We start from the raw sequence: 18,825 nt of genomic DNA, 5'->3' as shown, positions 1-18,825 counted from the left end.
AGAACATGTATACTGATAGATAGCGAGGGAGGTCGAATAGATTTGCCTGTTATTACGAAAATAACACAACAAAAACGCGATAGCGAACGTTATAATATATTCCTAGATGAAACATACGCCTTCAGCGTCCATGAGTCCGTCCTCGTCAAATTCGGACTCACAAAAGGAATGCAACTTGACGAATGGTCGATGGACGAAATCACATACGAAGACCAAATCGAAAAAGCATTCAACCGCGCACTCCACTACCTATCCTTCCGAATGCGAAGTGAGTTTGAAGTGAAAAAGAAACTCAAGGACTTGGAATACGGAGAAGCAGTCATCCTCGAAGCAATCGTGAAATTAAGAAGACTCGGATTTCTGGATGACGAAGCTTTTTCCGAAGCATTGATGCGGACACAGAAAAACGCATCGAATAAAGGTCCTAAAGCGATCCAACAAGAACTGCAAAAAAAAGGGGTCGGGAAGGAGTTGCAACAGCAAGTGCTTGAAAACTATTCAGAAGAAGATCAATTCGCAGTCGCTAAAAAGCTAGCCGAAAAGGCAGCAAGGACGAACAGCTCAATCGCTCCTGCGCAACTGAAGCAAAAAATCCAAAATGCGCTTGCCCGAAAAGGTTTTGCTTTTGAATTGATCAGCCGTGTGATGCAGGAAATCGATTTCGGCAGGGATGAAGACGAATGGGATTCGATTATCAGTAGCGTCGGCGAGAAGGCTTGGCGCCGTTATCAATCGAAGTATTCCGGATATGAATTGCGAAAACGGGTAAAACAAGCGATGTACCAGAAAGGCATACCGTTTGAACGAATAGACAGTTTCATCGAGAAAAAGGAGAACGAAGAAGATGGAGACTAAAAAATATAGTGAAATGACCGAACACGAACTAAGGTCAGAAATCGGCAGTCTTATGGAGAAAGCCCGCAAAGCTGAACAACTCGGTATGATCAACGAGTTTGCCGTCTATCAGCGCAAAGCGCTCATGGCGAAATCATATATGATTGACCCGTCAACAATCGTTCCCGGAGAAATCTACAGGATCGAAGGAGATGATGGCGTCTTTTTCCACGTCGACTATTTGAAAGGCCGTTTCGCTTGGGGATACCGTTTAGGCGGCGAACGTGCGGAAGAAGCGTTGCCAATCGCTATGCTGCAATCCGTTAAAACAGGTAAATAAAAGATATGCAAAAAGCTTGCCGGTAACGCGTTTAGCGGAAATGGCAAGCTTTTGCATGTCTACGTCCAACTCCAGGCGCCCTGCGCTTTTGTTAAGAGTTCGGAATGAAATTCAGTTTTTTAAGGAGCTTGTCCTCTGAGAAGATCCATCCGGTATACGAATTGATCACTTCCATGTTTTCATTAATATGCGCAACAGCAACGAACGGATAATAGCTTTTGCTCCGATAACGCAAGTCGATGAGGCGGACTTCATACAAATTCCCGACATGCGAAACGGACCATCTGTAGATAGGAGAGAAAGACACGAAGGCCTGTATATTCTCGTCCTCCATCGCCGCATCGATATAAGGGGTGTTCGGCAACGGCTCGCGTTCGAACTTGTCGTATATATTGACGGAGCGCCCGTATGCTCTTCCGACATAGTGACACTTCTTATTGGAAGCGGCAATCCTCCATTGGAAAAAATGCATCGTCGGTGCGATGAAAATATCATCCGCATCCGGAATTGTATTGCGGACAGCATGTTTCACTGCCGCTTTGACGGCGAAACGCAATAGATAATAGAAAAAAACCACGATATACATAAGCGAGAAGGTCAGAACTGGCTCAGCGCCAAACATCCATGCAATGATTGCGATGATATGCAGCGCAAATATGATCGGATCAAAAGTATTGATGACTCCGATGGCGACCCACTGTTTGGAAAATGGCCGTAACGCCTGTGTGCCGTAAGCGTTGAAGATATCTACAAAGACATGTAAAAAAACCGCTAAGAAAGTCCATGCCCAAAGATGAAAGAATGCCGCCTCGGGGAAGATGTACGACAGCAGAACCGAGATGATCAGCGGCCAAAGCAGGACTGCCGGAACCGAATGGGTAATTCCGCGGTGATTCCGTATATAAACCGCATTATTCCTCAATTTAAGGACAGTATCGATGTCGGGTATCAAGGAGCCCGATACGACACCCATAAACACCGCCGTTGTTGTGACGGAATCCGAAGCAACGACTGGATCTGCCAGTGTCAAACCACAAATGGCGACACCCATGACAATATGTGTTCCCGTATCCAAAAAATCACTCCTTTACATCACCACTGAATTGTCAGTGAAGCGTACAAGACGCAATCATCATTCTTTTATTAGTATATACCCTATTTTTCAGTAACGAAAAGCATATGCAAAACGGAGGTAATCATGCAACTTTTTGAACGGAAACATGAAAGTGAATTCAGGAAGGCGCTCATCACATGGTATTTGGAAGAAAAGAGAGATCTGCCATGGAGAAGGACGTCGAATCCTTATCATATATGGATATCTGAAGTGATGCTTCAACAGACGCGTGTAGAAACGGTCATCCCTTATTATGAACGGTTTATCGAAAAATTCCCGACGCTTGCCGACTTGGCAGCTGCGAAGGAAGAAGAAGTCTTGAAGTTATGGGAAGGACTCGGATATTATTCCCGTGCCCGGAATTTGCAATCTGGCGTGAAGGAAGTTGTAGAGGATTATGGAAGCCGAATTCCCGAAAATCGGAAAGAAATATCCAAGTTGAAAGGTGTCGGACCTTATACTGCCGGTGCTGTGCTCAGCATCGCATTCGGCATTCCAGAACATGCTGTCGATGGGAATGTCATGAGAGTATTATCACGAATCTTATTAATCGATGAGGATATCGCGATCCCGAAAACACGGAAACTATTCGAGGAAGTCGTCATGGCGTTAATTGACAAAGAAGATCCTTCATCGTTCAACCAAGGCCTGATGGAGCTCGGGGCGACGATCTGCACACCAAGGCCGAAATGCCTTCTTTGCCCGGTCCGCGATTTCTGTGCTGCGTTCCACGAAGGAAGGCAGGACGAACTCCCGGTAAAATCGAAGAAAGTGAAAACGAAGACAGTACCTGTTTCGTCAATTGCCATCCGGAATATCGATGGAGAATGGCTGTTGAGGCAACGGCCTTCGAAAGGGCTCTTAGCAAATATGTGGGAATTTCCGATGGTGGAAAACACATCTGGATCCATCGAGGAAATTGTGAAAGCCGAACTCGACCTGGACGTCCGCTCCATTACACCATTGACGGATTTCAGACATGTCTTTTCCCATCTTACTTGGGAAGTGAGAAGTTATTCGGCGGTGACGGAGGATCGGCCACCGGAAGGATTCGAGTTCTTTTCGGCGGAGGAAGTGGAAGCAATGCCAAAGGCGGTTCCTGTAATAAGGATTTGGGATGAAGTGAAAAAATCCAAAGATTACCTAAAATAATCCCGGAATAAAAAAACGGACTTTGAACATCATATTGGTTACGGAGGTGAAAATCCATGACAAACAAAAATCGAAACAACTTCAACCAACAAACATCACAAGCTTCGTTCACAAACCCAAACAAAGTCAAACAAGAAATCATGTCTGAAGAGTTTGGTTCTGAAACAGACGTGAACGAGGTTCGTCAACAAAACCAACAATCGGAAATGAACAAAACAAACGTTTCCGGCGGAGCAGGAAGTTTCGGTAAACAGTCGAAATAATGGATGGACATCACCGGCCGGCAGCTAAAGCTGCCGGTTTTTTTAATTTTGTATTGAAGGGTAAACGTTTCAATTTTCATCGGTCAATTGGTATAATGTACGAATATTAGGGTTTCCGACAGTTAAAGGTGGTTTTACTGATGACAATACCGAAAGAAGGCGAAACGATACAGGTACATAGCTATAAGCATGATGGCAATATCCACCGAGTGTGGCAAGAGACAACCGTGTTGAAGGGCACCCGGAATATTGTGATTGGTGCAAACGAACGGACGCTTGTCACAGAAGCGGACGGCAGGACGTGGTTGACGAGGGAGCCTTCGATCTGTTACTTCCATGCTGAACATTGGTTCAATATCATTTGCATGCTTCGAGAGGATGGGGTCTATTATTACGTAAATATGAGTTCACCATTCGTATATGACCACCAAGCACTGAAATACATCGATTATGACCTTGATGTGAAAGTGTTTCCGGATATGAGTTACTTAATCCTGGATGAAGATGAATATGATGACCATAAAAAGCAGATGAAATATCCAGATGTGATCGACCAAATACTGAGACGCAATCTTGATAAACTTCTCATGTGGATCAAACAGCGCAAAGGGCCTTTTGCACCGGATTTCATAGAAGTATGGACTTCCAGGTATCAATTCTATAAACAGGTAAAGAAAAATGACCAATGAGAGCCTGTCTGCGTTCATGCAGTTGGGCTTTTTATTGTTGGAGGAGGATGAAAATGGGAGACAGTATAAAAAGATATTTGAAGTTTGTTAAGCCATACAATTGGCAGATCGTCTTGACAATTTTAATCGGCATCGTGAAATTCGCAATTCCTTTATTCATTCCTTACCTTATTAAAATCGTCATCGACGATATTATCATGGCGGATACCTTGACCGATGCGGAAAAGACGAAGCAGCTTTTCCTATGGATGGGAGGAACGGTTTTACTGTTTTTCATCATCCGGCCGCCTGTTGAATATTATCGCCAATACTTCGCGCAATACGTCAGCAATAAAGTCTTATACGATATTCGTGAGAACCTATATGGACATCTGCAAAGGCTCGGGCTCCGCTACTATTCTAATACGCGGGCGGGCGAAGTCATTTCACGAGTCATCAATGATGTCGAACAGACAAAGAACTTCGTCGTGATCGGTTTGATGAATGTCTGGCTTGACTTTGCCACAATCATCATTGCAACATGCATCATGCTTACAATGGATGTACCGTTGACAATCGTAACATTGCTTGCATTCCCTTTTTATGCATACAGTGTGAAGCAATTCTTCGGGAAGCTCCGGGACTTAACGAGAAAACGGTCACAAGCGCTTGCCGATGTGCAAAGTTATTTGCACGAACGTGTGACAGGGATAAGCGTTATTAAAAGCTTTGCACTTGAGGATAAAGAACAGGAGCGTTTTGACCGGACGAATGGCAATTTCCTCGATAAAGCAATTGATCATACGAGATGGAATGCAAAAGCGTTTGCGGTCGTCAACACGATTACGGATGTCGCCCCATTGCTCGTCATATCCTATGCTGGTTATCAGGTGATCAACGGTTCTTTATCCGTCGGGGTAATGGTCGCTTTCATTGCGTACATAGATCGTCTGTACAATCCGTTAAGAAGATTAGTCAATGCTTCGACATCACTGACGCAATCATTCGCTTCAATGGACCGGGTTTTTGAATTGATGGAAGAGCCTTATGATATTAAAGATAAGAGCGGTGCAAAAGCATTGCCGTACATTGAAGGGGAAATCCAATTTGATCACGTTGGTTTTTCATATGGGGAAGATGAAGAGCTGGTGCTGCGTGACATTAACTTTACGGTCAAGCCGGGTGAGACGGTGGCGCTTGTCGGCATGAGCGGCGGAGGGAAGTCAACAATCGTCAGTCTCATTCCGCGATTTTACGATGTCACGGAAGGATCAATCCGTATAGACGGCCATGATTTGCGTGATATTCAATTGAAATCATTGCGTGACCAAATAGGACTCGTCCTTCAAGACAGCATTCTCTTCAGCGATTCGGTGAAGAGCAATATTTTAATGGGGAATCCCTACGCGTCGGATGAGGAAGTGATTGCCGCAGCGAAAGCCGCAAATGCGCATGACTTCATCGAATCATTGGCGGAAGGCTATGACACGACCGTCGGTGAACGAGGCGTTAAATTATCCGGCGGACAGAAACAGCGGATCGCGATTGCACGTGTGTTTTTGAAAAATCCACCGCTGCTCATTTTGGATGAAGCGACCTCCGCATTGGATCTAGAAAGTGAAGCGCTTATCCAGGAATCCCTTGAACGGCTGGCCAGTGACAGGACAACCTTGATTGTCGCACATCGGCTGTCGACCATTACTCATGCCGACAAGATTTTCGTCATTGATCACGGTGAGTTGAAGGAAGTCGGGAGCCATGAAGAACTGATGGCTAAACAAGGGATATACTACAATTTATTTCAAGTTCAATCGTTATAAACTTGCAGCTGCCGGACATCCGGCAGCTTTTTTTGTCGTGGAATGAACCAGACTCTATGAAATTTTCCATATTGCCTTTTCCTTAATAGAAAGTATAATGAGTATAATAAAATGTTTCTGAAAACAGACAAAGCGAAAAGGTGATCTCATGAATGAAAGGAATAAAATTCTTGATGTAAAAGACTTGCAGACTACCTTTTTCACAGACTCCGGAAAAGTCCCTGCGGTTGATCATATCGATTTTCATCTCCGGGATGGCGAGATATTAGGAATTGTAGGGGAATCTGGGTGCGGCAAAAGTGTAACGTCGCTATCCATAATGGGGCTCGTACCTAGTCCGCCCGGGAAAATCACAGGCGGGGAAATTGTGTACAACGGACGCAATTTAATCGGCTTATCGGAAAAAGAGATGAGGCAGATCCGCGGAAATGACATTGCGATGATTTTTCAGGAGCCGATGACGTCTTTGAATCCTTTATTCACGATTGGCAACCAAATGGTCGAAGCAATCTTGATCCACGAAAAAGGCTGGTCTAAAAAGCAGGCGCAGGAAAGGGCCGTTGAGATGCTGAAATTGGTCGGCTTGCCTCGTGCCGATTCCTTGCTGAAAGACTATCCACATCAATTGTCAGGTGGTATGCGTCAAAGGGTCATGATCGCGATGGCGCTTGTCTGTAATCCTAAAGTATTGATAGCGGACGAACCGACGACAGCTCTCGATGTGACGATCCAAGCGCAAATATTGAAGTTGATGAAAGATTTAAATGTACGATTAGGGACCGCCATATTATTAATTACCCATGATCTTGGCGTTGTTGCTGAAACTTGCGAGCGGGTCGTCGTCATGTATGCAGGGCAAATCATTGAAGAGGCACCTACCAAACTCATATTTGAAGATCCCCAGCATCCGTATACGAAAGGTCTGATCCAATCAGTCCCGGATATGCGCGTTAAAAAGGAGCGTCTTCATTCCATTCCAGGGAATGTTCCGAAGCCCGGTTCCATAACGAGCGGCTGCAGGTTTGCGGCACGATGCGAATTTGCATTTGAACGGTGCTTTCAGGAGAATCCGGAGCTTTATGAAACAGCGGATGTCCATCAGACGCGATGTTTCCTATACGACGAAGGAAGGGTGAAGTCGGATGTCCACAACGCCTTTATTAAAAGTTGAAAACTTGAAAAAGTACTTTCCCGTTAAAAAAGGGATGTTCGGTAAAACGGTCGGTTATGTGAAGGCTGTTGACGACGTCTCGTTTTTCGTTAATGAAGGGGAAACGCTTGGTATCGTAGGTGAAAGCGGTTGCGGGAAATCGACGACGGGGCGCGTGCTAATGCGTTTGCTAGAACCTACAGACGGACAAATCGAGTTTGACGGGAAAGATCTGGCGTCATTAAGTCAGGAAGAGATGAGAAAAACACGTCGCGATATCCAGATGGTTTTCCAGGATCCTTATGCCTCGTTGAATCCACGCCACACGATTGGCAAGATTTTGGAGGAACCGCTTATCGTCCATGGTGTTTCAGATGCGAAGGAGAGGAAGAAGAAGGTCCGCGAGTTTCTGGAAATCGTCGGATTGAATGCGTATCATGCGAAGCGCTATCCGCATCAATTCAGCGGAGGGCAGAGGCAGAGGATCGGCATTGCACGTGCTTTGATGACAAATCCGAAATTGATCATCGCGGATGAACCCGTATCGGCGTTGGACGTATCCATCCAGGCGCAAGTATTGAACCTGATGCAAGATCTCCAGAAGGAGTTCAACCTCACTTATATTTTCATCGCGCATGATCTCGGCGTCGTCCGGCATATTAGCGATCGTGTCGCTGTTATGTACTTAGGGAAGATGGTGGAGGTCGCGGATAGTGAACAACTTTACGGTAAGCCGCTGCATCCATACACGCAGGCGTTATTATCGGCTGTGCCCGTTCCGGATCCGGATTATCAGAAAGAACAGATCATCATAGAAGGAGACATCCCAAATCCCGCTGACCCGCCAACCGGATGCACATTCCATACTCGATGCCCATTCAAAATGGACATTTGTACTAAAGTTACACCGCAACTTGCAGAACAAACTAACGGTCATTCTGTCGCCTGCCATCTTTATACAACCCAGGTCGACAATGATATAAAACAATTGGAGGGGTCTCTATGAATAAAAAGAGAATGTGGTCAGCTGCGTTACTACTAATGCTAGTTCTATCTACTGTACTAGCTGCCTGCTCGGGAGGCGGCAAAGAGAGCAGTGGAAGCACAAAGGATACATTGGTCTTTGGCCGCGGCGGCGATTCAACGTCGCTTGATCCGTCAAGGGTGACGGAAGGCGAAACATTTAAGGTGACAGTCAATCTATACGAGACGCTATTGAATTTCGGCGAGCAAGATACGACTATTCAACCGGGACTCGCGAAAGAATGGGAAACAAGTGAGGATGGATTAACGTACACATTCAAACTGGAAGAGGGCGTCAAATTCCATGACGACACTGATTTCAATGCAGAAGCAGTTGTAAAGAACTTCGAGCGCTGGGCAAATGGCGATGCCGATAAATTCCCGTATTACAACTCCATGTTCGGCGGATTCAAAGGGGATGAAGGCCACGTCATCGATTCGGTCACAGCCGATGGGGATCACACGGTCATAATTAAGCTGAAACGTCCTCAAGCTCCATTTTTGAAAAACATCGCAATGAGTATGTTTGCTATTGCAAGTCCGACTGCCTTCGAAAAAGGTGACGATCAATTTGAAAGGAATCCGGTCGGTACAGGACCTTTCAAATTTGTAGATTGGAAAACAAATGATTCAATTACAATTGAAAAATTCGATGGCTATTGGCAAAAAGGGTTGCCGAAATTGGATAAAATCGTTTTCCGTTCCATCCCGGACAACTCAGCACGTTTGAATGCTCTCATTGCCGGGGAAATCGATCTGGCGGACGGCATCAATCCTGCGGATGGTGAAAAAATCGAAGGCAATGCCGATCTTCAACTGATTGAGCGTCCTTCTATGAACGTCGGCTATCTCGGATTGACAGTGACTCGTCCTCCTTTCGATAAGAAAGAAGTACGCCAGGCGATGAACCACGCAATCGATAAACAAACAATCATTGATTCATTTTTTGAAGGAAGAGCGGATCTTGCTAAAAACCCAATGCCTTCTTCCATTTCAGGCTATAACGATGATATAGAAGGTTACGAATATGATCCAGAAAAAGCTAAAGAACTTTTAGCGAAAGCAGGCTATCCGGACGGTTTTGAAATGGAACTGTGGGCAATGCCTGTTCCTCGCCCGTATATGCCGGACGGCGCTAAAGTTGCGGAGGTCATCCAAAGCAACCTGGCGGATATCGGCGTGAAAGCTAAAATTGTAAGCTACGAATGGGGAACGTATTTGGATAAGGCGGCCAAAGGGGAAGCGGATGCTTTCATGCTAGGCTGGACTGGAGATAATGGAGACGCAGATAACTTCCTCTATGTTCTTTTGGATGAAGATAATATCGGCAGCAACAACTATACGTATTTTAAAAACGCAAAAATGCATGACCTATTCATTGAAGCACAGACAGAAGTGGATGAGGATAAACGGATTGAGCTTTATAAGCAAGCTCAGGAAATCATCCATGAAGAGGCGCCATGGGTTCCGCTTGCGCACTCAACGCCACTTCTCGCAGCAGCGAAAGATTTGACAGGATTTGTTCCACATCCGACAGGCTCAGATCTATTATCGAACGTAGAATTCAAATGATGGATCCGCTTTTCGCTTTATGCTGATCGGTTAGGGGGAGTCGTTCGATTTCCCCCTTTTCCTATTTTTTCGCTTTTGTTAACATCTAGCTTCGGGCGCCAGAGGCTCGGGGTCATAAGCCAGCTTCGCTACACGGCAAAGTACGCCATTTCGCGAAGCCGTCTTATGCCTGTCGCCTCTAGTCGAGCGCCCTCCGCCTTTGAATTTGAATTTGGTGAGGTGAAGGTGATGCTTAATTACACCGGCAGAAGATTATTACAACTAATACCCGTATTACTCGGCATGGTCTTCATTGTTTTCATGATGATCCGGGCGATACCCGGGAATCCGGCCCAGATCATTTTAGGGCAGCAGGCGTCACCCGAGGCGATTGCAGCGATGAACGCGAGACTTGGGTTGGACCAACCGTGGTATATACAATTCTTCAAGTATTTAGGCGGGATTTTACAAGGCGACCTCGGAGAATCGCTGCGCACGCGACTTCCTGTCGCCGATGAAATATGGCCTCATTTGGCCGCAACGATGGAGCTCGCTTTTTTTGCAATTTTGATTGCGATTATCATAGGTGTTAATGCAGGCATCGTCTCGGCGTGGTTCCAAAATTCATGGTTCGATTACATAGCGATGATTTTGGCGCTCGTTGGTGTTTCCATGCCGATTTTTTGGTTAGGGCTTCTAGGGCAATGGGCATTTGCCATCGAATTCAGCTGGCTGCCTACAACCGGGCGGGAGCAAGTTAGGGATCCGGTCAATGCGATCACCCATCTGTACATCATTGACACGATCATCCAAGGCCGATTCGACCAATTATGGCAAGTGATTCGCCATCTCATATTGCCAGGCATTGCATTGGCGACAATTCCGATGGCGATCATCGCTCGGATGACGCGTTCAAGCATGCTTGAAGTGATGCGTGCCGATTACATCCGGACTGCCAGGGCGAAGGGGCAGAAAATGTTTTGGGTCGTTTACAAGCACGCGTTCAAAAATGCAGTCATTCCCGTCTTGACGATTATCGGTCTGCAAATGGGAATGCTGCTCGGCGGCGCTATATTGACTGAAACAATCTTCGCGTGGCCGGGCATCGGACGCTATATATACGACGCCATCAACTTCCGGGATTATCCCGTCATTCAATCCGCTATTCTCGTTGTCGCCTTCATCTTCGTCATGATCAACCTGATTGTCGACTTGCTTTATAGTCTGATCGATTCGAGGATTAAATATGACTGAGAAAGGGGGAATGCGGAATGTCTGAATTTACACCTAAGATGGATGGAATTGTTGAAGCGGAAATTGAGAGGACAACCGGCCCTTGGCGTGAGGCTTGGCGAAACTTCAGGAAGAGCAAAGTGGCGGTTGCCGGAATGGTCATCATCCTCTTTTTCGTGCTACTTGCCATTTTTGGTCCTTTCATTGCAAAAGAAGGAATCAATCAGCAAATGCCTGCGGATCGGCTTCAACCGCCTTCAGCGGAATATTGGCTCGGTACGGATGACTTCGGACGGGATATCCTGTCACGCATTATCCATGGAGCACGGATATCGCTTTCTGTCGGATTCCTATCGGTCATCGCATCGGTCGTTGTCGGCAGTTTTCTAGGAATCATTGCCGGCTATTACGGCCGTTGGACGGACACGATTATATCGAGGATTTTTGATATTATGCTTGCATTTCCATCGATTCTGCTCGCTATTGCCATCGTTTCCGTTTTGGGGCCAGGGCTTGAAAATGCCTTGATTGCCATCGCAATCATCAACGTTCCGAATTTCGGGCGTTTGATACGTTCCAAAGTGCTAAGCATCAAGGAAGATGAATATATTATGGCGGCAAAGGCGATCGGAATGAAGGATGCCCGTATTTTATTCTCACATATCCTGCCGAATTCGATGGCACCTGTCATCGTGCAAGGAACATTGGCTGTTGCAACTGCCATCCTGGAAGCCGCGGCACTCGGCTTTCTTGGACTCGGGGCGCAGGCGCCGCAACCTGAATGGGGGAAAATGCTCGCCGATTCGAAGTCGTATTTGCAGTCCGCTCCATGGACGATGATCTTCCCTGGGCTTTCCATCATGCTGACGGTGTTAGGTTTCAATTTGATGGGCGACGGCTTAAGGGACGCGCTCGACCCGAAAATGAAAAACTGAAAAACCATCCTTGGCACATTGCCAAGGATGGTTTCTTTAATAGATTTCATTTTCCATTTCATTGCTGACTTCGTGTCCGTGCCTGCGTTGATTGGAAATGATTAGCCGGTCCAGATACTCCAACTGTTCTTCGTAATTCAATAGAGAAGATAGGACATGGAGGAGGTGGTATGCGGTAAATTCTTCCTCTTCCTTTGTGATGGCAATTTCCTTCGCGAAAATATCCATCACTTCCTGACGTTGGATAAATTCCTCATTCAACGTATCCATCATCCGGTCCGCCTTCAACTTGCCTACAAATTTCAGATGGATCTGTTCATGATACGTGAGCAATGCGTCGAGACGTTCCTGAATCATCATCCGGAAATGTTCCGGCAGGTTGATCAGTTCATTTTCGTAGTTATGAAGCCGTGCCAACACTTCCTGACTGCTTTTTGATGTTGCGATCATCTGTCTGTAGATAACAAGCTTTCGCGCCTTCGAGCGGGAGTTCTTCTTGAAATAGCTCCGTTCCTCTTTGTAAAGCGAATAGAGCTGATCGACGTTTGCAAGACGTTCCTTTATTTTCACCAGCGACTTTTTCGTTGCAATATGTTCGGATGCCTGTCTGCCCGCAAGCCGTATCCACCGGATGATTTCGTCCTGCGCTTGGTGGATCGCCTGGAATAGTTTCGTTTCATACTTCGGGGGCATGAACAGCAAATTGACGACAAAAGCGGATAAGACTCCGATCACCATAGTGACGAATCGGAGGAGAGCGAAGGAAAGGAAAGCATCCCCTTTGATCTCCATGATGGCAATCATCGTCACTAAAGCTAATGAAATGGATTTCTCAAGCCCCAATTTCAACATGATCAAGATGATGATGACGGCGGCAAACCCGACAGTTACAATTTGATGTCCAAACACCAGCACGAAGGTGATGGCCGTAATGGCACCGATCAGATTACCTTGAATCTGTTCAACGATCGTCAAGTATGATCGATATATGGATGGTTGAATCGCAAAGATGGCCGCAATCCCCGCAAAAACAGGATTCGGCAAGCTGAGCATCTCCGCCAGAAACAATGCGGCAACGATTGCTATACCCGTTTTGAAGATGCGGGCGCCAAGTTTCATATGATTATCCTTTCTACTAAAGGTATTTATGTTGTGTACTGTTTCTTACTTGTTCATTTGGAGGGCAAGCTCTTTGAATGAGCGGTCCACCGCCTCTAGTGTATGTCTGATGTCTTCCTCTTTATGAGCAATTGTGAGGAACCAAGCTTCATATTTAGACGGAGCGAGGTTGACACCGTTTTCGAGCATCAGTTTAAAGAACTTAGCGAAAATTTCTCCATCTGTCTGTTCAGCCTGCTCATAGTTCTCTACTATAACATCCGTGAAGAATAAAGTCAGCGCACCGCCAAGACGATTGATTGTTAGTGTGATGCCGTGCTTATCCGCCAATTGAAGGATGCCTTCTTCCAGCATTCCCCCAAGCCTGTCCATCTCTTCGTAAACACCGGGTTGCTGCAGTACCTCGAGGCATGCGATGCCGGATAGCATGGAAGCAGGATTGCCAGCCATCGTCCCGGCTTGGTAAGCAGGTCCGAGGGGGGCAACAGTTTCCATAATCTCCTTCTTGCCGCCATATGCACCGATCGGCAAACCGCCGCCAATGATTTTACCGAAAGCAATTAAATCCGGAGTCGTTCCAAGCAGAGTTTGAGCACTGCCATAATGGAAACGGAAGGCAGTGATCACTTCATCATAAACGATGAGTGCGCCTTTCTCCTTTGCAAGTTCATGGACGAGTGGAAGGAATCCTTCATTCGGTTCGACAATGCCGAAATTCCCGACAATCGGTTCGACTAGCACACATGCCAGCTGGTCTCCCCATTTTTCCATTGCTTCCTTATAAGCATCCGGATCGTTGAATGGAATTGTGATCACTTCTTGCGCGATGGAAGCCGGGACTCCCGCTGAATCGGGTGTACCTAACGTTGCCGGGCCGGATCCCGCGGCAACAAGCACGAGGTCCGAATGGCCATGGTAGCAGCCGGCAAATTTCATCACTTTCGTCCTTCCGGTGAAGGCACGGGCGACACGGATTGTCGTCATGACAGCCTCGGTTCCTGAATTGACGAAACGGACCTTATCCATTGAAGGGATCGCTTCTTTCAGCATCTTGGCGAATTTGACTTCATGTCTCGTTGGAGTCCCGTATAACACCCCGGTTTTTGCCGCCTTCGTAATCGCCTCTGTAATATGTGGATGAGCATGGCCTGTGATGATCGGGCCATAAGCACCTAAGTAGTCAATATATTTATTTCCATCAACGTCCCAGAAATAAGCGCCTTCCGCACGCTCCATCACTGTCGGCGCACCACCACCGACCGCTTTATAACCGCGGGATGGGCTGTTGACGCCTCCGACGATATGTTCACATGCTTCTTGATAGATCTGTTCTGAATTAGTTCTGTTCATTTCAATTCCTCCGTTCAAATCGGTACATACTCCATTTTATACAAACTTTCGCCGTTACGCCAAAGAAATTGAAACTATGCCGGTTGTCCGGTACGATTGTATAAAGAAAATTGGAGGGATCGATATGGAAAAGTTGGAAGGTATGCAGGCGCCGCAATTTTCATTGCCGAACGAAAACGGTGAAATCGTTTCGTTAAGTGATTTTGAAGGGGAGAAGTATGTCATCCTCTACTTTTATCCGAAGGACGCCACTCCCGGCTGCACAACGCAGGCATGTGATTTCAGAGATGCGCATCAAAGCTTCAGTGATCTGAATGCTGTCATTCTTGGGGTCAGTCCTGATAACGAAGCATCACATCAACGGTTCATCGAAAAGCAAGGACTGCCGTTTTCATTGTTGGTGGATGCAAACCATGAAGCAGCTGAAGCATACGGCGTGTGGAAATTAAAGAAAATGTTCGGCAAGGAATATATGGGTATTGAGCGTTCCACGTTTTTGATCGACCCAACTGGGACTGTCGTGAAGGAATGGCGGAAAGTTAAAGTGAAGGGGCATATAGAAGAAGCGCTTGCAACATTGGAGCAATTGACGAAGAAGGCGTAAGGGGGAAATGGGATGAATGTTTTATTCACGTTCAAGATCAAGGATGAACAGATGGAGAAATTGGAGGCGGATTTTCCCGGAATTCAATTTAGCTTCCATAAGAAGATTGATGAAGTTTCTCTTGGTGAATACGAAATCATTGCCACGTATGGCGAAGATATCAGTACAGAGGTGCTGGATAGGGCGACTTCCCTTAAGTGGCTGATGGTCGCTTCCGCCGGGGTGGAAAAGATGCCGCTTGCAGCAATTGCCGAAAAAGGGATTGTCGTCAGCAATGTACGCGGAATCCATAAAACACCGATGGCTGAAACGGCACTTGCGCATATTCTGTCTCTCGGGCGGGCGCTGCCTGTATTAGCGGAGCAGCAGAAGCGGAAAGAGTGGAATACAAAAGTACGCCAATCAGAATTGCGCGGTTCGACTGCGCTCATCTTAGGTCCCGGGGCGATTGGATCTGAAATTGGACGCTTGCTTCAAGCATTCGGAGTCCGAACGATCGGTTGCAATGATTCAGGGGATGAAGCTCCGTTCATGGATGAGACCATTCAATTCGAAGGGCTTGTAAACAGACTGCCGGAAGCGGACATTGTCGTTTCCGTATTGCCCAGCACAGCTAAAACGAAGGGATTGCTCAAGGAAAGCCAATTTCAAGCGATGAAGGAGTCAGCGCTATTCATGAATTTCGGCAGAGGCGACCTCGTAAAGGAAACGATTCTCGTGGAAGCTTTGAAAAATGGGGAAATCGGGCATGCAGTCCTAGACGTATTTGAAAAAGAACCGTTGCCTGCGGAAAGCGAGCTATGGTCTTTATCGAATGTCACCATTTCTCCGCATGTCTCGAGCCATTCCGGGAAGTATATTGAGAGGGCGCTTGAATTTTTCACGGAAAATCTGAAGAAGTGGCAAAAAGGGGATAGGAGCTTAACCAATTTGATCGATACTGAAAAAGGGTATTGACGGAGATGTCCTACTTATCTGTGGAACAGCACTTTAGTTGACAAACATGCCTTTTCTCAGTAAACTAATTATAATGATTATAAAGAAGTAATCTTTATGGATTGGAGTGTTGGCGATGTCTGAAGTGTTTTTGAAAGACGCGCTTGTCACATTGAAGGAAAGTGGTGTGCGTATAACACCACAAAGGCATGCTATATTAGAGTTTCTCATTTCTTCTGAGACGCATCCTACTGCTGATGAAATATATAAAGCGTTAGAAGCCGATTTTCCAAATATGAGTGTTGCGACCGTATATAATAATCTGCGTGTTTTCCGGAATGCCGGGCTTGTAAAGGAACTCACTTATGGAGACTCTTCGAGCCGGTTCGATTTTGTTACACATGATCATTATCATATCATTTGTGATCATTGTGGAAAAATCGTCGACTTCCATCATCCCGGCCTGGAGGAAGTTGAGCATCTAGCTTCCCATGTCACGGGATTCGAAGTGAATTCCCACCGACTTGAAGTATATGGAACATGCCCTGAATGTGCAGCAGGCGCCAATAAAGCAAAATAAGAAAACCGGTTCCGAGGTTGAAAGACGGAACCGGTTTTTTGTTATTTTTTTTTCGAAGCTTCTTTTTTACTTTCCGGACGGTTATACGCAACATCGAATTCCTTGCCTTCTAATGAAGGGTCCAATGTGAGCGGCTCTCTGCAATGTCCGCACATATCAACACGTCCAAGCATTTTAGTTGCTTTGCCGCAATTTGGACAGACGATCTGTACAGCCCTCGTCGACAAGGTTCCAATCCAAGCATATACGACTGTGCTGCCAAGTATCGCAAGGAGCCCTAGTACCATGAATATCAACATGATAATTTCATTCTTCCTGAAGAATATCCCAAGATACATAATGACGACCCCAATGAAAATCAGGGATAACGCAAATGACCGGATCCGATTTATTTTATTTTTATAAGGTTTCATCCATAATCCTCCTTAGAATGACTTTGATGAATGAGGAACATCTATAGATATGTATTGAATGTTCCTCAATTAATATAGCACAAATTCCAGTTGCATCATATTTTACGAATTTTGAATGAAGGGTTTATCAGAAGACGCGTCGAAAGAAATAAAGGTGGAGGTGTCACAATGGAACAGGTTCTTAGACCGATTTATCAAGAACGCGCAAGCTCGCCTGAAACGTTAGGTGTCATACTTGTTGAGAAAAGGGGTGCAGGCGATCCGATAACAGACACGTTTGACGAGATTATGCTCATCATAACATCTAATGAAGAAACGCCAATATATACAAAACACTATACGGATGGAACCGGAAAAGCTGCAATGCACGTCATCAGCGAAAAGCAGTTGCGGAAATGGCTATTGCTTGGGACTAGAAGGAAAGTTGTCGACTGGTTATTCTATGGGAAGATTTTCTTTGATCGCAACGAATTTGTGGAGAACTTGAAAAACGAGTTGAAGGAATACCCTTTCTATGGCCGTAAGATAAAGATGGGGCTCGAGCTTTCCAGATTAGTGAGAGTGTATATGGAAGGGAAAATGTTTTTCGAACAGCAAAACTATATGGATGCGTATCAACATGCGATTCAATCCCTTCATCATCTTGCAAGACTCACTGTTATTGAAAAGGGCTCATCTCCAGAGGTGACTGTATGGTCGCAAGTCAAAAAGATCGACCCGGCAATTTATAAACTATATGAAGAGCTGATCATGAGCGAAGAACCAATAGAGAAAAGGCTAGAACTTCTATTCCTTGCAAGTGAATTCTTCATTCATAACCGTACATTGGACGGGGCAAGGCATATCATGGACGTCATGTCGACGAAAGAGACATGGACGATCCAGGAGCTTCATGAGAATGAGGAGTTACAGATGTATTCAATCAACCTGGAAGTTCTCGTTGAGTTTTTAATTGAAAAAGGTTTCATTCAGATTGTGGAAAGTGAATCGAAAAATGAATATGTATTTCATAGGGACTACCGTGTTGGTAATGAATATTGATAGGAGAGATATATAACTGTTGATTTGCGCTAGAGGCGGACGCTTTCCGGGGGACGGGCGGTGAGTCAATCGAACAGCGAAGGGTTCGATTTGCCGTATTTCTGCGTTCTTTGCAGAGATTAAGGCATCCTTCAATATCCTGCTCCCTTAAGGTCGCAAAAAATACTGCTCCCTTAGGGTCGCAAAAAATATTGCTCGCAACGCTCGCAAACGCCGTTCTTCGTAACGGCGTTCGCTTCAATCAACAGAACTTCCAAATCAATTAAATCAAGTCCAATTCACCAATTTAGTGTTTTATAAAGTTTTTTTGCTTTCGGTGTTGACATATGAAAGCAGCCCATGCTAATATAGTAAACGTCGCTGAGGGAGTTAGTTACTTAGCTTCGAACAAAACGTTTCAAACTAATTTTTAAAAAGTGCTTGACTCAGAGAGCAAGCGATGATAGATTAGAGAAGTCGCTTTTGAAGAAGCACAAAACAATGAACCTTGAAAACTGAACAGCAAAACGTCAACAAATAAAGTTCTGGAGCTGACCTCGTCGGTGAAAAGAACATACGAATCTTTGGATTCGAAATTGACATCTTAATTGATGCCAGCAAGAAACTCGAGCTACTCGAATTTCTCTATTATGGAGAGTTTGATCCTGGCTCAGGACGAACGCTGGCGGCGTGCCTAATACATGCAAGTCGAGCGGATTG

19 protein-coding genes and 1 rRNA gene are annotated in these 18,825 nt (G+C 45.7%); 16 read left to right on the top strand and 4 right to left on the bottom strand.

All coding sequences use genetic code 11. From position 1 onward, the window contains the following. Positions 1-42 precede the first annotated feature (42 nt). Together recX and M3193_RS15375 are read left to right on the top strand one after the other, a co-directional pair. A complete protein-coding gene (recX, locus tag M3193_RS15380) occupies positions 43-855 on the top strand; it encodes a recombination regulator RecX (RefSeq protein WP_251629506.1) in 813 nt (270 codons plus the stop codon). Then, complete coding sequence (locus tag M3193_RS15375; RefSeq protein ID WP_251629504.1) at positions 845-1,174, top strand: YfhH family protein; 330 nt, start codon at positions 845-847, stop codon at positions 1,172-1,174. Before recX ends, M3193_RS15375 begins: the two co-directional genes overlap by 11 nt. A 91-nt stretch (positions 1,175-1,265) precedes the next feature. Here the strand turns inward: M3193_RS15375 and M3193_RS15370 are convergent, their stop codons facing one another. Next, a complete protein-coding gene (locus M3193_RS15370; RefSeq protein ID WP_251629502.1) occupies positions 1,266-2,249 on the bottom strand; it encodes a metal-dependent hydrolase in 984 nt (327 codons plus the stop codon). 123 nt (positions 2,250-2,372) lie between these two features. Between M3193_RS15370 and mutY the strand changes: the two genes are divergently transcribed. The 9 genes from mutY (at position 2,373) to nikC (ending at position 12,083) form a co-directional block, all read left to right on the top strand. Next, on the top strand, positions 2,373-3,440 hold the full coding sequence (mutY, locus tag M3193_RS15365; protein WP_251629500.1) for an A/G-specific adenine glycosylase: 1,068 nt from the start codon (positions 2,373-2,375) through the stop codon (positions 3,438-3,440). Between the two features lie 56 nt (positions 3,441-3,496). Then, the gene (locus M3193_RS15360) at positions 3,497-3,703 is read left to right on the top strand and encodes a gamma-type small acid-soluble spore protein (protein ID WP_251629498.1); all 207 of its coding nucleotides are present in this window, start codon (positions 3,497-3,499) and stop codon (positions 3,701-3,703) included. 140 nt (positions 3,704-3,843) lie between these two features. Next, positions 3,844-4,392 (top strand): nucleoside tri-diphosphate phosphatase, encoded by a 549-nt coding sequence (gene ntdP, locus M3193_RS15355; protein WP_251629496.1) that lies wholly within the window; start codon positions 3,844-3,846, stop codon positions 4,390-4,392. A gap of 53 nt (positions 4,393-4,445) precedes the next feature. After that, positions 4,446-6,191 carry an ABC transporter ATP-binding protein gene (locus M3193_RS15350; RefSeq protein WP_251629494.1) on the top strand — a complete coding sequence of 582 codons (1,746 nt, stop codon included), beginning with the start codon at positions 4,446-4,448 and terminating at the stop codon, positions 6,189-6,191. Positions 6,192-6,339: 148 nt separating this feature from the next. Continuing rightward, a complete protein-coding gene (locus M3193_RS15345) occupies positions 6,340-7,362 on the top strand; it encodes an ABC transporter ATP-binding protein (protein WP_251629492.1) in 1,023 nt (340 codons plus the stop codon). Beyond that, positions 7,334-8,347, top strand: a complete 1,014-nt coding sequence (locus M3193_RS15340; protein WP_251629490.1) for an ABC transporter ATP-binding protein — start codon at positions 7,334-7,336, stop codon at positions 8,345-8,347. Before M3193_RS15345 ends, M3193_RS15340 begins: the two co-directional genes overlap by 29 nt. Then, positions 8,344-9,936 carry an ABC transporter substrate-binding protein gene (locus M3193_RS15335; protein ID WP_251629488.1) on the top strand — a complete coding sequence of 531 codons (1,593 nt, stop codon included), beginning with the start codon at positions 8,344-8,346 and terminating at the stop codon, positions 9,934-9,936. Before M3193_RS15340 ends, M3193_RS15335 begins: the two co-directional genes overlap by 4 nt. A 228-nt stretch (positions 9,937-10,164) precedes the next feature. After that, a complete protein-coding gene (locus M3193_RS15330) occupies positions 10,165-11,169 on the top strand; it encodes an ABC transporter permease (RefSeq protein WP_251629788.1) in 1,005 nt (334 codons plus the stop codon). Between the two features lie 17 nt (positions 11,170-11,186). Beyond that, positions 11,187-12,083: a nickel transporter permease gene (gene nikC / locus M3193_RS15325; protein ID WP_251629486.1), complete on the top strand. Its 897-nt coding sequence runs from the start codon at positions 11,187-11,189 to the stop codon at positions 12,081-12,083. Positions 12,084-12,119: 36 nt separating this feature from the next. Here the strand turns inward: nikC and M3193_RS15320 are convergent, their stop codons facing one another. Beyond that, positions 12,120-13,202: an FUSC family protein gene (locus tag M3193_RS15320; protein WP_251629485.1), complete on the bottom strand. Its 1,083-nt coding sequence runs from the start codon at positions 13,200-13,202 to the stop codon at positions 12,120-12,122. Positions 13,203-13,247: 45 nt separating this feature from the next. Continuing rightward, positions 13,248-14,552 (bottom strand): glutamate-1-semialdehyde 2,1-aminomutase, encoded by a 1,305-nt coding sequence (locus M3193_RS15315; RefSeq protein WP_285852030.1) that lies wholly within the window; start codon positions 14,550-14,552, stop codon positions 13,248-13,250. A 124-nt stretch (positions 14,553-14,676) separates the two neighbouring features. Between M3193_RS15315 and bcp the strand changes: the two genes are divergently transcribed. From bcp to perR, 3 genes are all read left to right on the top strand, one after another. Further along, on the top strand, positions 14,677-15,156 hold the full coding sequence (gene bcp, locus M3193_RS15310; RefSeq protein WP_251629483.1) for a thioredoxin-dependent thiol peroxidase: 480 nt from the start codon (positions 14,677-14,679) through the stop codon (positions 15,154-15,156). Positions 15,157-15,168: 12 nt separating this feature from the next. Next, complete coding sequence (locus M3193_RS15305; RefSeq protein ID WP_251629481.1) at positions 15,169-16,113, top strand: D-2-hydroxyacid dehydrogenase; 945 nt, start codon at positions 15,169-15,171, stop codon at positions 16,111-16,113. A 115-nt stretch (positions 16,114-16,228) separates the two neighbouring features. Next, entirely contained in the window at positions 16,229-16,672 is a 444-nt protein-coding gene (gene perR, locus M3193_RS15300; RefSeq protein ID WP_251629479.1) for a peroxide-responsive transcriptional repressor PerR, read from the top strand. 41 nt (positions 16,673-16,713) lie between these two features. On the opposite strand, the gene M3193_RS15295 is transcribed toward perR, so the two are convergent. Next, positions 16,714-17,085: a YgzB family protein gene (locus M3193_RS15295; protein WP_251629470.1), complete on the bottom strand. Its 372-nt coding sequence runs from the start codon at positions 17,083-17,085 to the stop codon at positions 16,714-16,716. Between the two features lie 168 nt (positions 17,086-17,253). On the opposite strand from M3193_RS15295, the gene M3193_RS15290 reads away from it, so the two are divergent. Beyond that, the gene (locus M3193_RS15290) at positions 17,254-18,126 is read left to right on the top strand and encodes a nucleotidyltransferase-like protein (protein WP_251629469.1); all 873 of its coding nucleotides are present in this window, start codon (positions 17,254-17,256) and stop codon (positions 18,124-18,126) included. A gap of 626 nt (positions 18,127-18,752) precedes the next feature. Further along, positions 18,753-18,825 (top strand): 16S ribosomal RNA (locus tag M3193_RS15285); the annotation flags it as partial.

Origin of the sequence: Sporosarcina luteola, from assembly GCF_023715585.1 — a bacterium.
Lineage (GTDB): Bacteria > Bacillota > Bacilli > Bacillales_A > Planococcaceae > Sporosarcina > Sporosarcina luteola_D.
Note: the sequence above shows the minus strand (reverse complement) of the source record. Positions and strands in the feature narration are given on the sequence as shown.

Coding starts and splice junctions, on each gene's coding strand:
- M3193_RS15320 (WP_251629485.1), bottom strand. CDS start 13,202: ATGAAACTTGGCGCCCGCATCTTCAAAACGGGTATAGCAATCGTTGCC.
- nikC (WP_251629486.1), top strand. CDS start 11,187: ATGTCTGAATTTACACCTAAGATGGATGGAATTGTTGAAGCGGAAATT.
- M3193_RS15340 (WP_251629490.1), top strand. CDS start 7,334: ATGTCCACAACGCCTTTATTAAAAGTTGAAAACTTGAAAAAGTACTTT.
- mutY (WP_251629500.1), top strand. CDS start 2,373: ATGCAACTTTTTGAACGGAAACATGAAAGTGAATTCAGGAAGGCGCTC.
- M3193_RS15360 (WP_251629498.1), top strand. CDS start 3,497: ATGACAAACAAAAATCGAAACAACTTCAACCAACAAACATCACAAGCT.
- M3193_RS15335 (WP_251629488.1), top strand. CDS start 8,344: ATGAATAAAAAGAGAATGTGGTCAGCTGCGTTACTACTAATGCTAGTT.
- M3193_RS15290 (WP_251629469.1), top strand. CDS start 17,254: ATGGAACAGGTTCTTAGACCGATTTATCAAGAACGCGCAAGCTCGCCT.
- bcp (WP_251629483.1), top strand. CDS start 14,677: ATGGAAAAGTTGGAAGGTATGCAGGCGCCGCAATTTTCATTGCCGAAC.
- perR (WP_251629479.1), top strand. CDS start 16,229: ATGTCTGAAGTGTTTTTGAAAGACGCGCTTGTCACATTGAAGGAAAGT.
- M3193_RS15295 (WP_251629470.1), bottom strand. CDS start 17,085: ATGAAACCTTATAAAAATAAAATAAATCGGATCCGGTCATTTGCGTTA.
- M3193_RS15375 (WP_251629504.1), top strand. CDS start 845: ATGGAGACTAAAAAATATAGTGAAATGACCGAACACGAACTAAGGTCA.
- M3193_RS15315 (WP_285852030.1), bottom strand. CDS start 14,552: ATGAACAGAACTAATTCAGAACAGATCTATCAAGAAGCATGTGAACAT.
- M3193_RS15345 (WP_251629492.1), top strand. CDS start 6,340: ATGAATGAAAGGAATAAAATTCTTGATGTAAAAGACTTGCAGACTACC.
- M3193_RS15350 (WP_251629494.1), top strand. CDS start 4,446: ATGGGAGACAGTATAAAAAGATATTTGAAGTTTGTTAAGCCATACAAT.
- M3193_RS15330 (WP_251629788.1), top strand. CDS start 10,165: ATGCTTAATTACACCGGCAGAAGATTATTACAACTAATACCCGTATTA.
- ntdP (WP_251629496.1), top strand. CDS start 3,844: ATGACAATACCGAAAGAAGGCGAAACGATACAGGTACATAGCTATAAG.
- M3193_RS15305 (WP_251629481.1), top strand. CDS start 15,169: ATGAATGTTTTATTCACGTTCAAGATCAAGGATGAACAGATGGAGAAA.